The sequence below is a fragment of the Bacillus sp. CGMCC 1.60114 genome (genome assembly GCF_042676365.1).
Taxonomy (GTDB): Bacteria; Bacillota; Bacilli; order Bacillales; family Bacillaceae_G; genus Bacillus_A; species Bacillus_A rhizoplanae_A.
Window position 1 is genome coordinate 65256 of sequence record NZ_JBHTHG010000005.1, and the last position, 15338, is coordinate 80593.

Consider the following 15338-nt stretch of genomic DNA (forward strand, 5'->3'; position numbering starts at 1 on the left):
AAAGGTTATATTAAACATGATAGTTTAAAGCATGTTAGAGGATAAACTTTAACAGCCGTATAAATAATCAACATTTTAGGAGGACTAACAATGGCAATGAGCAATAATGATATATTAAAAAGAGTAAGATATGCTATGGATATAAAAGATATAGATATGGTAGAGATATTTAAACTTGGTGGCATTGAAGTAACGAAAGAAGAAGTAGTTGATATGCTTACAAAAGTAAAGAAAAGTCCCCAGCATGAAGCTGAAAATGCTGATGTAGTCGAAGATGATTACGTATTAACATGCGATATGATGATGTTAGAGTCATTTTTAAATGGATTTATTACTTTAAAAAGAGGAAAGCAAGATACGAAACCAGGGCAACCAGCTGGACAAGCGATGCCTTTACAGAGTAATGAAAGTGCCAATAACCTTCTTCTAAAGAAAATGAAAATAGCACTTTCATTAACGAGTGAAGATGTGCTTGATATATTAGAAGGAGTAGGAGTTAAGGTAACAAAAGGAGAGTTAGGCGCTCTATTAAGGAAAAAAGGTCATAAGAATTACAAAGAATGCGGTGACAGATACGCAAGGAATTTCTTAAAGGGACTAGCTGTAAAGTATAGAGGATAAGGAATAAGCATTGTAACTTCTTAACATTGCATGTGTATTCATGTTAAGAAAGTAGATGATACAATGGATGGAGTAGGAAGTTTGTATCCTACTCTTATTTTTTTAATACATCATGCAAAAATAACATGAACGAATATTCTAGGTGATGAAATGATACATACATATTTAGGTGAGACAATTAATTTTCATATAACTTACAAGAAGAAAAAATCTGTACGTATTTATGTAGATTCTTATGGAAATGTTGAAGTGCAGACTCCTAAAGGGACGCCTGTTGAATACGTAGTCCAATTGCTAGAGGAGAAGTGGGATTGGATTCAGAAAACACGCAAGGAAATGAATGAGAGAATGCTTGGACCACAGGAGAAGGCCTATGATCAAGGTGAGAGCTTTCTATATTTAGGGAACACATATCCCATACAGATCTCTCAAGATGCAAGTATTCAACAAGACCATGCAGTGTTTGAAGGGGATAAGCTACATATATATGTGAAACAGCTTGAGGATGAGAAAATAAAACAAGCATTAAAACGATTTTATTATCAGCAGTGTAAAGCGTTAGTAGAGAAGAGTATCCAATCCTATCAAAGCAACTTTAAAACAAGGCCGCGTTCAATTCGTATTTCAGATAGTAACCGTACGTGGGGAACTTGTGATTCAAATCTACAGTTAACATTCAATTGGAAGCTAGCAATGGCACCACAGCGGGTGCTTGACTATGTAGTTGTTCATGAAATGTGTCATATGGTTCATTTAAATCATGATCGATCTTTTTGGCGTCTTGTCGGAAAGATAATGCCTGATTATAAGGAAATGGAAAACTGGTTAGCATTATCAAGCTGGAAAATGACTGTTTAGCAGTGACATCGGTGGAGCGATTACTATTGCACTACAGTTTTAGTTTATAATTGCTTTTTCTCTTATAATTGAACTCGCAAATATCCCATTATATTGCTGCATACACTCTGGACATGTGGAGTGTGTGGCAGCTGTAGATGTGAAAGAAAGTTGCGAAGCTTTTCCCCCTTTAGATATCTTTGTCTAAAGGGGTGTTTTTATGTCTAAAAGAAAAAGAACATCTAAAAAAATGTTAAAAGAACTGAAAGCCCTCTAAGAAATATAAAAACAAAATGACTTTATTATTATTTTTATGAACATTGGGATTTTAACAATGCATGAAATTAAGCATGTCTTGTCGATGTAGTAAAACTTCAGTAATGTTACTCCACTAAAGATCCAGATTGTGGAATAAAGACATTGAATTAAATAACAATGTATCTGAAGAAGGAGTCATATTTCCATTAGTTGAATTATTTAGTGAAAACTTTTTAATGGTTACAATACGCGCTAAGGAGGATTTGGAATGAACAGAACGGAATCGTTACTTCAAAACTGGGACTTTTGCTACGATAAAGAAGATTGGTATCCGCCGCTCGCTGACGCACTCAAAGCGCTTACGGCGGAGCAAGCAGATTGGCGCCCGGCTGGCGAGCATGCGAACACGATTTGGGAGACAGTTGAGCATTTGATTTTTTACAAGGAACGGTTGCTCAAAAGAATTGCCGGTGAGGAATCACAGTATCCGGAAGGGTTGACGAATGACGATACGTTCGCAGTCGCTTCGAAAACGGAGAGCGATTGGGAAGCCACGCAAAATAGGCTAAAAAGCGTCCATCTTGGCATCCGTGAGCGTATTACGAATTTAAACGTTGACCAATTGCAAGCTCTTGTTACTAATCGTCCATTAGACGAGTGGCTGAACAGCCTCATTCTCCATGACGCTTATCATACGGGCCAAATTATCCTGATCCGCAAGTTGCAAGGCTCTTGGCCATCGCACCGCTCTTTTGAATAGGAAAAAAGTTGCACTGCAGTTCGAGAACGTGGGGCCCTATATATCACGAATTACATCAAATATTTGTCGAGCTATTTGACGAAATGTCAGCAACGGAGAAAACGCCTCCTAACAGCAGCTTTAGCACAGATATGCTACTGACGGCATTAAGCAGCAATTCCTATTTATTCAAAGGGATGAGCGCGGTTATTTACCTGAGGAAATTGCGGAACCGCTCTGTTAACGTTTATTTCTGGTCTACGGGTTTGAAACAAATAAAGCAGGTCTGCCTTAAAAAAGTTAAAATAGGATGATTGAGCTAACGAAAACGATACTTGAATGACAGAAAAAAGGCAGGCCAAGACTGAATTGTTCCAGTTATGGCCTGCTTTTTGTGATGCTCCCACAAGAATACATTGAATACATGTAAACAATGTGCAGAGCCTTATATTTCAAAAGTATTCCAACATCACTTTAAAAGGTAAAATCCATTTTGATTAAACTTATTTATAAAAACTAAGTCTAGATTGATAAATGAAGAATCCACTTTGATTAATCTTTTTTCAAAATGCAAGTTTTTCTTCTATTATAAAATCAACGTTTGTAGATATTTTTTGTTCAAACATTTTTTTAAAGCTACAGCAGCATTAGTACTTCAATAAGAGAAGCCCACTCCCTTTTCGGGAAGTGGGCTTCTCTTTATATCTACAGAAATATAGACTCCATACATTTAAAATACCTTTAGCAACAATTAATCCACATAGTTTAAATTTCAAAGCGTAATTATAGTCAGTAGCTGTTTTTGGCTACAAATGAAGTAGATTTTTGTCAGAAAATCACTCTCGAATTTTATTGTTATTTAATGGAAAAATGTTATTCTATTTGAGTGGGTAGGATTGAAGAAACGGGGAGAGAGCGCAATGGAAAAGAATAAAAGAATGCCCTTTGTAATCGTAGCTATGGCATTGGGACTGTTTATGTCATCTTTGGATAACACCATTGTTTCTGCGAGTATTAGTCAAGTCATTAAGGATATTGGTGGATTTGATAAAATGAGCTGGGTTTTTACGGCTTATATGCTTGCGGCAACAAGTACGATGCTTGTGTTTGGGAAAATGAGCGATTTATTTGGAAGAAAACTGTTTTATTTACTCGGGATCAGTTTATTTCTAATTGGCTCGGCATTATGCGGAACTGCTCAAAATATAGATCAGTTGATTGCGTATCGTGTTATTCAAGGGATAGGTTCAGGGGCTATTTTTCCGATCTCATTCACAATCATTTATTCAATTTCTACAGATCCTAAACAAGCAGCGAAAATGTCTGGTGTGTTTGCCGGGATATTTGGTATATCCTCAGTCCTTGGACCACAAATCGGTACTTGGATTTCTGAAGCATCTTGGTTAGGGTGGAGATGGTGCTTTTATGTAAATGTACCTTTTGGAATATTATCTATTATTACTCTATTGTTTTCTTTAAAAGAATCTAAGTCGGAACATAAACCAAAAGTTGATTATTTTGGAACGGTTTTATTAATTGCTTCAACTGTTCTTCTTCTTCTCGGTTTAGAATGGGGCGGGAAGGATTATGCTTGGGATTCCGCTCAAATTATTGGGATGTTCAGTGCAGCTGCGATATCAATTGTGTTGTTCGTATTAGTGGAAAGGAAGGCTAGTGAGCCGATTTTACCTCTTTCCATATTTAAAAATAAAATGGTGTTAGGTACAAGTATTGTTGTATTTTGTCAGGGAGCAATCATGTTCTCTGCGATTACGTATCTTCCCATTCTTTCAGTAGCTATTATTGGGAATGAAAATTCAAATGGTGTATTAACACCGATGATGTTTCCGATTATGATTGGTGCGATTTTAGGAGGTTTCCTTTGTACGAAAATTCCTTTCCGTACTATCATGATCATTTCGATGGCAGTTGGAATATTTGAAGCTTATATGCTTAGTAACATTACACATGATACTGCGAAATTGACAGTAACTCTTGTGATGATCACAATGGGATTAATTGTTCTTGGTCCGCTTATGAGTGTCGCACAAAATGCTGTCGCTCAATCCGTCGATATGAAATATATGGGGATTGCTTCATCAGTTGTTGGGTTTTGGAGAAGTATTGGTGGTGTGATGGGGGCTGCAATTACAGCAACCATTGTGAACAATGATTTAAAAGAAAAGATGATAGATTTTGCGGCATCCTCTCAAATGCCGGCTAATCAAATTGAAAAATTAGCAAAACCAGAAATCTTGATGCAAAATCATACACAGCTTCCTCCTCAGCTAGTAGAGTTCATGAGAGGAGCATTAGAAGCAGCATTGCACCATGGCTTTATATTGGCAATGATAGCTGGTATTATTGGATTGCTTGTTTCCTTATTTGTAGGTGGAGATCGTTATAAGGTTGAGCAAAAGGACAGTAAGGAAAAATCTGAAACAGAGGGATTTGTTAGAGCTTAATAAATAATGAGAAAGTTTCCTCTTCGATCCTTTACGAAAGGGGATTTTCTCATTTTTAAGAACACTTCATCTTATAATAAAGTGAAACTTCCATCAGTGGGGGGCTTTATCTCCCACTGATTGAAAGCTCTCATCAATCGGGCGCATGCCAGCAGTTATCTCCACACTATCTTCTTCGATTCTCTCAAACTTGAGGTGTGGGGTCTTACTGCCCACGAATAGCGGGATAATTGAGGCGTGACTGATTCAGCTATTTTCCTTCCCAAATCGCACCCAATACTCTCCATCACGATGTTCCATTGTATATCCACGATAGCCTTCAGTTAATAGCGCTTGCTGCCCAGCAATATCGCTCATTGAAAGTTCTTCTACGTTCGTCCATTCTTTTTGTCTATTACCCTGTAATTCTTTCACAAATACATATCGCAGTCGGTCGCTATATTTTTCTTTCAGCGCAGCAACTTCCATTCCTTGTGCGAACTTGTCTTTTAAACTAGGAATATTAAACGGTGCAACGGTGCAGCAAACGTAATTGTATTTGTTATTTACCTGTTTTAATTGCTCCATAATCACTTTAGCTAATATTTTTTGAAGCCCGTTTCCCTGGTAAAGTGGATGAACGTTTGAGACTTCTTGGTAGATGACACGTTCTAATTCTTCACCTTTTAGGCCAATATCCAATCCTAAATGCTCTTCATCGATAGGTGGAGCTAAGAGCGCACGAAATGCAATGAGTTGTTCGTCTGCGAATGCACCGATCATTAAGCCACTTCCTGTTAATATATTTTGAAATTCTTCTAATGTAAGAGGCTGTAAGTTTTCTTTGTTTTCTAGTGCTTCAATTACATCATCTTGTACGGATAAAATTTGCTCGATGTGATGCAAAGACAATGGTGCGACTTTGAATGGTTGTTCGTTTTGTTTTAATGTTCCTTCGTAAAGAATGTTCATACATTTGCCTCCTTTAGCGAACGATATCTTGAAAAACAGTTAATTCGTTGAGTATATCTTCATCGACATCAACACCTAATCCGGGCTTTTCTGTTAGGCGAATAAAAGGGACATCATAGGAGAGGTTCCCAATATCTTTTGTGAATTTTAATGGCCCTGTTAGTTCAACACTTGTAATGATTTTTTTAGAAAAAGCGACATGGAATCCTGCGGAAGAGGCGACAGATGATTCGACCATTGAACCAATTTGACATTCGATGCCAGCTATTTCTGCTTGATGGGCTAGTTTGACAGCTGGATAGATTCCACCGCATTTCATTAATTTAATATTTACTTTATCAGTTGCTTGTTTTTGAATAATTTGGCGCATTTCACGCGGGCCTTTTAATCCTTCGTCAATCATAAGAGAAAGATCTGTTTTTGAGCGAATGTAGGCCATTGCGTCGATATCGTCGGCTATAACAGGCTGTTCAATCCAATCAATGTCCAAATGCTTAAGTGAACGTAATGCGGTTAACGTCGTCGCACTGTTTTTCCAGCCTTGGTTCACATCAACGCGAATTGCGACATCATTTCCAACCTGTTCACGTACAGCTTCAATTCTCTCAACATCTTTTTTGACATCTGTTCCGACTTTCATTTTAAAGGATTGGTATCCTTTATTTATCATGGAAGCAGCTTCTTCCGCCATGTTTTCTGGGGAATCGATACTTAAAACATGAGTAATTGGGAATTCTTCATGATAGCGCCCGCCAATCAATTGATACACAGGCTGTCCGAGTTTTTTCCCCATTACATCAAAGCAGGCTATATCAATTGCAGCTTTGGCAGTAGGTACCCCGTAAATGGTTTGATTCATAATGTCATGTATTTTCTCGATATTCATTGGATTTTTACCTAGCAAGGCAGGAGCTAATGTGTGCTGTAACACATGAAAAGTGCTTTCCCATGTTTCCCCTGTAACATGCTCGTCAGCTACGCCTTCTCCGTAACCAATAATACCTTCATCAGTTTCGAGTTTTACAATAATGGAAGGCATATCAGGATAAGTGCCGTAGCTTACGATAAATGGATTGCGAAGCGGTAAACGAATGGCATAAAGATGAATTGCTGTGATTTTCATTGAAAATACCCCTTTCTGTTTACAATGCTCTTGTGCATTTGATATAGTTGTCGTTAAATAGTCGTTAAATAGGTATAAGGAGTTTGAACAAATGATGATAAAAATTGCGGTTATTGGTACACAAGATTCGATTCAGAACCTTGTGGCTGTTGCCCACCAAGTCGAAGATATAGAGATTGAACCTTATGTTTATTCTCATCCGAAAGAATCTTCAGAAATTGTTCGGCATTTAAAGCCGTGTGATGTTATCTTCTTCTCTGGTGCTTTACCCTATTATATTTCAAAAGAAATGCGAGAACAATTACGAATTCCAAGTATTTATTTACAGCAAAATGAAATGGCGCTTGCATCTTCTTTACTTTTCATTTTACATCATAAGAACATTCAACCGGAGCGGATTTCAATTGATTTAGTGAATGCCTCTTTCGTTACAAATGTTTTCACTGATATTGGTATTACAGGGGTTCCTCATGTTATGGATTATCAAGATATGTTACCGAATATGTTTGAAATAAAGGAGATTGTTGATTTTCATTATTCTCGGCACCAGTTGGGATTGGTTGATTTAGCACTAACGAGTGTTCATGCTGTCTATGACAAACTTATCGAACTTGGTGTGCCTTCACAGCGAATGCTTGATCCGAAAAAAGCTCTTATACAAGGATTAAAAGATGCAAAAGCAAAAGCGCAGTTAGCTAAAAGTTATTCAGCGACTGTTGCAGCTTGTGTGGTAGCATTCCCGGCATCACACCATATGTCAACGGAGCATCTCGATACGTTTGCTCGTGAAATTCACGGTTCATTTCGCCAAGTAGATGAAACCTCATACGTTTTATATACGACACGTGGTGATATTGAGACGCTTATAAAAACAAGTTCCCTTCAAAACTTTTTGAGCAATTTGCAAGATCCTATAGCGCTTGGCTTTGGCTACGGAAGAACAGTAAAAGAAGCGGAACAAAATGCTAAGATTGCTCAAAGTTTCGCAACGAACAACCAAATGGAAAGTTGTTGTTATATATTAACGGATGAAAAAGAACTGTTTGGTCCTTTTCCAAAAGAAAAGAAAGTACAGAGTCTTAAAAATGATGACCAGGAACTACTAAAGATAGCGAAAGAAACAAAGCTTAGTCCGGCAAATTTATCGAAAATTATTCAATTTAGTCAATCTCGTTCATCACTTCAATTTACAGCAGCCGATCTTTCGGAATATTTACAAGTAACAAGACGTACAACAGAGCGTATTTTAAAGAAATTGGTTGATCAAGGGTATGCAAATATTTGCGGTGAGGAGATGCCTTATCAACAAGGACGTCCTCGCGCCCTTTATGAGTTAAAGCTTCCCACTTATTCTTTTTATACTACGTCTCTGATGTAGCTTCTTAGTGTCATTCTTTCTGACTTGGAAAGTTCATTCATCATACTAAGAGAGAAATCGCTTGACATCTGAATGAATATTCAATATGTTTTTGAAAAACATGAATGTTATAAATAAAAAAGTTGTTTTGTATTGAATGAATGTTATTTCAAAACAGCCTTAAGAGAATTGTTTTGCGTATAGAAGGGAGAGCATCAAGTTGAAAAGAGAAGATTTGCAGAATCGTTTAAATAAAATTTTTCAATATTTACATGAGCATGCTGAAGTGAGTTGGAATGAATATAATACGACTACTTATATTACAAAATTTTTAGAGGCAGAAGGAATTTCTTATAAAACATTTGATGATTGTCCTGGAGTAATTGCAGAAATAGGAAGTGGAAAACCGGTTGTTGCCATTCGCGCTGACATGGATGCATTATGGCAAGAGGTAGATGGTGAGTTCAAAGCAAATCATTCATGTGGCCATGATGGTCATATGACGATTGTGATGGGACTTATTTTACAGTTAAAAAATGAGGAGTGGCAAACAGGAACGGTTCGCTTTATTTTTCAGCCCGCAGAAGAAAAGGGAGGCGGAGCTCTGAAGATGGTGGAGAAAGGTGTTGTGGATGATGTTGATTTCCTATTTGGTGTTCACTTACGACCAATAGAGGAATTATCATTGAAACAAGCAGCGCCATCTATTCGACATGGATCTGCTGACTTTTTGGAAGCACATATATATGGAACTGACGCTCATGGTGCACGGCCACACCAAGGTGTGAACGCAATCGATGTGATTTCGATGATTAATATTGGATTGAAGAATATATGGCTGTCACCACAGCATTCATACTCCGTTAAAATGACGAGATGCCAAGCGGGTGGTGAAAGTTTAAATATCATTCCAGGGAACGGACATTTTGCGTTAGATGTAAGAGCAGAAAGCAATCCATTGTTGGAAGAGTTAAAGGAAAAGATAGAAAAAGTTATTCAAGCAGCAGAATCGATGGGTGTGAAGATTTCTTATGAATGGGTGGATTTCGCACCAGGAGCACAGGTATCAGGTGAGGCAGAGCAGTTCCTTCGTAAGGGAATTCTCCAAACATATGGCGAAGGTGGCTGCACTCCACCGCTTCCTACAGCAGGAAGTGATGATTTTCATTATTATACGGTTAAGAAGCCACACTTAAAAGCTGCCATGCTAGGATTAGGTGCGAATTTAAAGCCAGGACTACATCATCCTCACATGACGTTTGATCACACTTGTATAGTAGATGGCGTGCAAATATTGAAGCAAACGGTATTGGAAGTTTTGAAATAAAGTGAAACTTCCATCGGTGGGGTCTTACTGCCCGCTAATGCGGGATAATATAGTTTCTATTTGAAGATACGAAAGCTACCCTGAAAAGGTCAAAAATGTTTGGCCTTTTAGGGTAGCTTTTTATATGGTGTAGGTTCGAAATTTTTGTATATGATAAAATTGGCTTATATGTCATTGGAAAAATTTCTGAAGAAAAAAAATGCCAACACATTATGGAGATTCTTTAATTATTACCAACATCTTTGTAGCGTGTGTGGATAAGATGAAGAAGCATGATCAGTAGACCGTTAACTTTATCAGGGGTCTTTTTATAGTAAAGTTTATAATTTCTTAATTAGGAGTAAATCCATGAACGAAAAATATTATGATGCAGTATTAAGCATAAAAACAGTAGGAGAGCAAAAGGGATTCTACGAGTCTTTGCATTATCATCGTTATGAACCGACACCATATTTTGCACTAGAACAGTTGTTTAATAAGTATGAACTGAAAAATAGTGATCGAATTGTTGACTTTGGATGCGGAAAAGGACGATTAAATTTTTATATCCATCATTTTTATCATGCATCTGTAGTAGGTATAGAAATGAACGAAACTTTTTACCAAGAGGCAATAGAAAATCGAGATCGTTATTTGAAGAAGTCTAAAACAAGCAAAGATAAAATTCATTTTCATTGTTGCTTGGCACAAGAATACGAGATTGATCCGCTCGATAATCGATTTTATTTCTTTAATCCGTTTTCAGTGCAAGTGTTTATGAATGTGATAAACAATATATTGCTTTCAGTGGAAAAAGCAGAAAGGGAAGTAGAGCTAGTCCTATATTATCCATCGGAAGATTATATTTATTTTTTAGATAATCAAACGTCTTTTGAATTAAAAGAGGAAGTTATACTGCCAGGATTGTATGAACGGAATTCGAATGAGCGTTTTTTAATATATCGATTAGCATATTAGTAAGTGAGGCTAAATCGATAAGGTACAACTTCCATCAGCGGGAGCTTTATTCGTTCATGCAGGATAAACTAACTCTAAAATACGTGACATAAAGAATAGTAAAATATCACCTTTTTTCAGCAAAATTTGACAGAATTTTTTTATAGAATATGATATTGTTAATTTTAAAATATACATATATTCGGGGGGACATATGAAAAAATTCACAGTTATGCTTGTTTTATTGTTTAGTATCTTTTTCTATACAGACCACACAAAAGCAGATAGTGGTTCCCAGTTAATTATCATTAATAAAAAAATAAATCAACTGGCCTATTATAATGGAGGTACTTTAGTCAAAACATTTAAAGTAGCTACGGGAAGAGACAACTCTTTAACGCCAGAAGGGAATTTTAAAATTGTAAATAAGATTGTAAACCGGCCATATTATACAGGCAATATCCCAGGTGGTGATCCTCGCAATCCTCTAGGTAACCGTTGGATGGGATTAAATGCAAGAGGTACATATGGTACAACTTATGCTATACATGGAAATAATAATGAAAATTCAATTGGAAATTATGTAAGTTCAGGCTGTGTACGAATGCACAATGATGAAGTTCGTTGGCTTTTCGATCAAGTGCAGCTGTACACAACAGTAATCATAACAAATACCAATGATACATTCGATACGATTGCCGCTTCCAATGGCTATTATGTTGTTTCTGGTTGGAAACAAGCAAATGGTAAATGGTATTTCTATGATGGCAACGGAACGATGAAAACCGGTTGGCTATTAGATAGAGGAAAATGGTATTACCTAGATGGTAATGGAGCGATGAAAACTGGCTGGTTATTAGACGGAGGAAAATGGTATTACTTAGATGACAATGGGGCGATGAAAACTGGCTGGTTATTAGACGGAGGAAAATGGTATTACCTAGATGGCAATGGAGCGATGAAAAGCGGCTGGTTATTAGACAAAGGAAAATGGTATTACCTAGATGGTAATGGAGCGATGAAAACTGGCTGGTTACTAGATAAAGAGAAATGGTATTACCTAGATGATAATGGAGCGATGAAAAGCGGCTGGTTATTAGACAGAGGGAAATGGTATTACTTAGATGGCAATGGAGCGATGAAAAGCGGCTGGTTATCAGATGGCGAAAAGTGGTATTATCTAGATGAAACTGGTGTCATGAAAACTGGTTGGATGAAAGCCGGTGAGGATTGGTATTATTTCTATGATAATGGATCAATGGCAGCTAATACTACAATCGATGGTTATAAATTAGATAAGAATGGTACTTGGATTAAGATTGAGTATCTTGCTTTAGGTGATTCTTTAGCAGCTGGGCAAACGCCATATGGAAAAGTGGATGCAGGTTATCCTAATTTTATTAAAGAACGCTTTCAAAAATCTTATCATGTAGTTGATTTTAATAATTTCGGTACTGCGGGATATACATCCGTTCAATTGAAAAACGATGTTTTATCCAATGAAAAAGTTCAAAAAGAAATAAAAGAAGCAAGTCATATTACTATCGATATTGGTTTGAATGATCTGCTTCCTGTAATTCAAACAAATTCAAATCAAGCCCAACAAGCAATTCAAAATGTAAGTGCGAATTTAGAAACGATTTTGAGTACTATAGATAATCTTAATAATCATGTTAATGTTTATGTAATGGGATACTATAATCCTTTCCCATATCAATCACAAGAACAACAAACGGTGTTATTACCACTATTACACGATTTAAATACTCAAATGGAACTACAGGCTAATTCACATGGTGATACATTTGTACCTACTGAAAAGGCAATTGAAGCGAATTATGCAGAGTATATTCCAAATCAATCTGATGCTCATTTAAGTTTAGCAGGCTATAATGTGGTAGCGGATGAGTTTTGGAAAGCAGTATCTAAGAATTAAGCAGGAAATAGTGGATTTAAGTACATTTGTTAGTGATGTTAATTTAAAAATGAAAAGTTTCATTTCATAATAAGAAGCGCAACTTAAGTTGCCCTACACAATTCCCTTTTTGGTGAGGTGTAGGGCAATTTTATTTTTATCCCGCTATTTGCGGACAGTAAGCCCCCACTGATAGAAGTTTCACTTTATAAGAGCAGCAAGTACATATAACTAATCATTTTTTTAAGCTTCTTTTTTAACGAGAGTATTCATTATAAAATCAGCCCCGTAATAAATTACTTAATATGACCCATTGTTTACAAACCTTGTCAGTATGAAAGGAAAGATGATAATGGGATTAAGGACAGGACTTGGAAGTTCCGATAAAAAACCTGCGCTCAATGTAATATATATTGTTCTAGATGATGTGGGTTATTCCGCTTTAGGTTGTTTTGGTTCAGAGATTGAAACACCTAATATTGATTCATTAGCTGAAAATGGCCTGCGTTACAATAACTTTAATGTAACTCCTTTATGTTCTCCTACTCGCGCTTGTCTTTTAACAGGTCGTAACTGCCATTCTGTGGGGGTGGGATTTATAACTGAACTAGATTGGGGACCTCAATACCCTAATAAACGAGGGAGAATTTCAGATACTGCTGCCACTTTAGCTGAAATTTTAAAATTGAATGGGATGGCTACATATATGGTTGGAAAGTGGCATTTGGTTCCTGGGCATGAAGCAGCATCAAGCGGGTCTTTTGAGAATTGGCCACTCTCAAAAGGGTTTCAACGATATTATGGTTTTTTATTAGCTCAGACAGATCAGTATGCACCGGATTTAGTATACGATAATCATCGTGTGCAGAAGCCGGACACATCTAATTATCATTTATCAGAGGATCTAGTTGATAAAACCTTGGAATTTTTAACGGATCATATTTCTGTTACTCCGGACCGGCCATTCTTTCTATACTTAGCCTTCGGGGCACAGCATGAGCCTCATCAAGTACCAAGAGAATTTATAGGAAAATATGAGGGGATGTATGATAAGGGATGGGATGAGATAAGGGAAGAACGATTCAAGAGGCAAAAGGAATTGGGAGTTATTCCGCCTTATACAGAACTCGTTGAACGCAATCCAGGAATTAAGCCATGGAGTGAGCTGACAACGAAAGAAAAAGAATTGTTTATTAAATTTCAGCAGACATATGCTGGATTTCTAACACACACAGATCAACAAATTGGCAGGTTACTCTATTTCTTAAAATCAAAAAACAAGTTAGATCATACTATCATTGTTTTGCTTTCTGATAACGGAGGCAGTCAGGAAGGAAATTGGAATGGTTCGATTCATGATTCGGCATAATTTAATGGAATCCAGGAAAGTGTGGATACTATGTTTGATCATATAGATGAAATAGGGGGACCTTCCACAAGTCCTAATTATCCTAAAGGATGGGCACAAGTTTGTAATACACCTTTTAAATATTATAAACAAAATACTTTTTTTGGAGGGACGCATGTCCCGCTCATTATCCAATGCCCTCAAAGTATTTCAGATCCTGGATCCATTCGTTCCCAATTCTATCATGCTATTGATATTACTCCTACTATACTAGACCTTCTAGGCATTGAAGCTCCCAAAGTATATGAAGGTGCTCCGCAGATGCCGCTTCATGGTCTGAGCATGCTGGATACATTTACAGAACCGCAGGCACCATCAAAGCGAAAAACACAGTATTTCGAAATGCTCGGGCACCGGGCTATTTGGCAAGATGGATGGGTTGCCGTTACCTATCATGAAACAGGTATACCTTATAATGAAGATCATTGGGAATTATACAATGTAAATAAAGACTTTTCGCAAAAGTACAATCTAGCGAAAAAGTATCCGCTAAAATTGAGAGAGCTTCAAGAAATATGGTGGAAGGAAGCTAAGAAGTACGGCGTTTTACCCTTAAGTGATAATCCATATAGAAAAGGGTATGAAGGTTTACAGGAGGGAAGAACAACGTTCATTTTCTATCCTGGTATGGCTCATTTGCCGACAAGTGTTGCCCCGAAAATAACATTTTCCTCTTACTCAATTACAGTTCCAATCTTTCGTTCAAGTCGTACAGCAGAAGGTGTAATGATTGCTCATGGCAATCATTCAAGTGGTTATACATTATATATAAAAGATAACTATTTATTTTATGAATATAACTATGTTGGAACTGTTTATAAAATGCAATCTTCTGTTGAAGTACCTGTTGGGCATTCGACCATACGATTTGAATTTAAAAAAGGGATATTAAATAAGGGAACGGGCATTCTTTATATCAATGATCAACAGGTTGGAACACTTTATATGCCTCGAACACTACCATTTCTTATTTCTACTGAGGGATTAGATATAGGCCGAGATCGATTAACAGCCGTGAGCACTAACTATCCAGTGGCGGAATTTCCGTTTAGTGGGCAAATAGAGAAAGCGGTTATTCAACTTCAGGATGAGCAAAAATATAATCAGTTTTTGAAAAAAAGAGATTCCATTTACATTAATCTAAACGGAACGATTATTTATCCCGAATTAACGGGCAGTAAGACCCCCACCTCAAGATTCAGAGAAAAGTGAAGAAGATAGGTGGGGGATGAAGCCCCCACTGATGGAAATCACTTTATATAGGAAAATGTTGACTCCCTTCCTTAACAAGCTATAATAAAAACTAGATGTTCGTTTCGAACAAAATATGATACAAAAAGAACATATCGTAGGTTGGGAAAATACTATCAATCTATTATTTTTACGGCTTTTAGAAAACGC

Annotated in this window: 10 protein-coding genes and 1 pseudogene; 9 read left to right on the forward strand and 2 right to left on the reverse strand. The window is 36.9% G+C overall.

The window, feature by feature from the left end; translation table 11 throughout:
- Positions 1–90 precede the first annotated feature (90 nt).
- The 4 genes from ACFQZ1_RS02615 to ACFQZ1_RS02630 all read left to right on the forward strand — a co-directional run bounded on the left by ACFQZ1_RS02615 (position 91) and on the right by ACFQZ1_RS02630 (position 4920).
- Positions 91–621, forward strand: coding sequence for a YehS family protein (locus ACFQZ1_RS02615; RefSeq protein ID WP_377880545.1), 531 nt, complete (start codon positions 91–93; stop codon positions 619–621).
- A gap of 150 nt (positions 622–771) precedes the next feature.
- The gene (locus ACFQZ1_RS02620; RefSeq protein ID WP_377880547.1) at positions 772–1479 is read left to right on the forward strand and encodes a M48 family metallopeptidase; all 708 of its coding nucleotides are present in this window, start codon (positions 772–774) and stop codon (positions 1477–1479) included.
- Positions 1480–1984: 505 nt separating this feature from the next.
- On the forward strand, positions 1985–2476 hold the full coding sequence (locus ACFQZ1_RS02625; protein WP_377880549.1) for a DinB family protein: 492 nt from the start codon (positions 1985–1987) through the stop codon (positions 2474–2476).
- Between the two features lie 899 nt (positions 2477–3375).
- Positions 3376–4920, forward strand: coding sequence for a DHA2 family efflux MFS transporter permease subunit (locus ACFQZ1_RS02630; RefSeq protein ID WP_377880550.1), 1545 nt, complete (start codon positions 3376–3378; stop codon positions 4918–4920).
- 246 nt (positions 4921–5166) lie between these two features.
- Here ACFQZ1_RS02630 and ACFQZ1_RS02635 read toward each other — a convergent pair whose 3' ends face one another.
- Positions 5167–5871: a GNAT family N-acetyltransferase gene (locus ACFQZ1_RS02635; RefSeq protein WP_377880551.1), complete on the reverse strand. Its 705-nt coding sequence runs from the start codon at positions 5869–5871 to the stop codon at positions 5167–5169.
- Positions 5872–5884: 13 nt separating this feature from the next.
- Complete coding sequence (locus tag ACFQZ1_RS02640; protein ID WP_377880552.1) at positions 5885–6994, reverse strand: mandelate racemase/muconate lactonizing enzyme family protein; 1110 nt, start codon at positions 6992–6994, stop codon at positions 5885–5887.
- 91 nt (positions 6995–7085) lie between these two features.
- Here ACFQZ1_RS02640 and ACFQZ1_RS02645 point away from each other — a divergent pair, with 91 nt between their 5' ends.
- The 5 genes and pseudogenes from ACFQZ1_RS02645 to ACFQZ1_RS02665 all read left to right on the forward strand — a co-directional run bounded on the left by ACFQZ1_RS02645 (position 7086) and on the right by ACFQZ1_RS02665 (position 15149).
- The gene (locus tag ACFQZ1_RS02645) at positions 7086–8372 is read left to right on the forward strand and encodes a transcriptional regulator (RefSeq protein WP_377880553.1); all 1287 of its coding nucleotides are present in this window, start codon (positions 7086–7088) and stop codon (positions 8370–8372) included.
- Between the two features lie 199 nt (positions 8373–8571).
- Complete coding sequence (locus ACFQZ1_RS02650; RefSeq protein WP_377880555.1) at positions 8572–9678, forward strand: M20 peptidase aminoacylase family protein; 1107 nt, start codon at positions 8572–8574, stop codon at positions 9676–9678.
- 348 nt (positions 9679–10026) lie between these two features.
- Positions 10027–10635, forward strand: coding sequence for an SAM-dependent methyltransferase (locus ACFQZ1_RS02655; RefSeq protein WP_377880556.1), 609 nt, complete (start codon positions 10027–10029; stop codon positions 10633–10635).
- 193 nt (positions 10636–10828) lie between these two features.
- Positions 10829–12550: a L,D-transpeptidase family protein gene (locus ACFQZ1_RS02660; RefSeq protein WP_377880557.1), complete on the forward strand. Its 1722-nt coding sequence runs from the start codon at positions 10829–10831 to the stop codon at positions 12548–12550.
- Positions 12551–12881: 331 nt separating this feature from the next.
- Positions 12882–15149 (forward strand): annotated as a pseudogene (locus ACFQZ1_RS02665) (arylsulfatase).
- Positions 15150–15338: the final 189 nt, after the last annotated feature.

What these genes read in the sequence shown, in the direction of transcription:
- ACFQZ1_RS02615 (WP_377880545.1), top strand. Translation starts at nt 91, where the DNA reads ATGGCAATGAGCAATAATGATATATTAAAAAGAGTAAGATATGCTATG.
- ACFQZ1_RS02620 (WP_377880547.1), top strand. Translation starts at nt 772, where the DNA reads ATGATACATACATATTTAGGTGAGACAATTAATTTTCATATAACTTAC.
- ACFQZ1_RS02625 (WP_377880549.1), top strand. Translation starts at nt 1,985, where the DNA reads ATGAACAGAACGGAATCGTTACTTCAAAACTGGGACTTTTGCTACGAT.
- ACFQZ1_RS02630 (WP_377880550.1), top strand. Translation starts at nt 3,376, where the DNA reads ATGGAAAAGAATAAAAGAATGCCCTTTGTAATCGTAGCTATGGCATTG.
- ACFQZ1_RS02635 (WP_377880551.1), bottom strand. Translation starts at nt 5,871, where the DNA reads ATGAACATTCTTTACGAAGGAACATTAAAACAAAACGAACAACCATTC.
- ACFQZ1_RS02640 (WP_377880552.1), bottom strand. Translation starts at nt 6,994, where the DNA reads ATGAAAATCACAGCAATTCATCTTTATGCCATTCGTTTACCGCTTCGC.
- ACFQZ1_RS02645 (WP_377880553.1), top strand. Translation starts at nt 7,086, where the DNA reads ATGATGATAAAAATTGCGGTTATTGGTACACAAGATTCGATTCAGAAC.
- ACFQZ1_RS02655 (WP_377880556.1), top strand. Translation starts at nt 10,027, where the DNA reads ATGAACGAAAAATATTATGATGCAGTATTAAGCATAAAAACAGTAGGA.
- ACFQZ1_RS02660 (WP_377880557.1), top strand. Translation starts at nt 10,829, where the DNA reads ATGAAAAAATTCACAGTTATGCTTGTTTTATTGTTTAGTATCTTTTTC.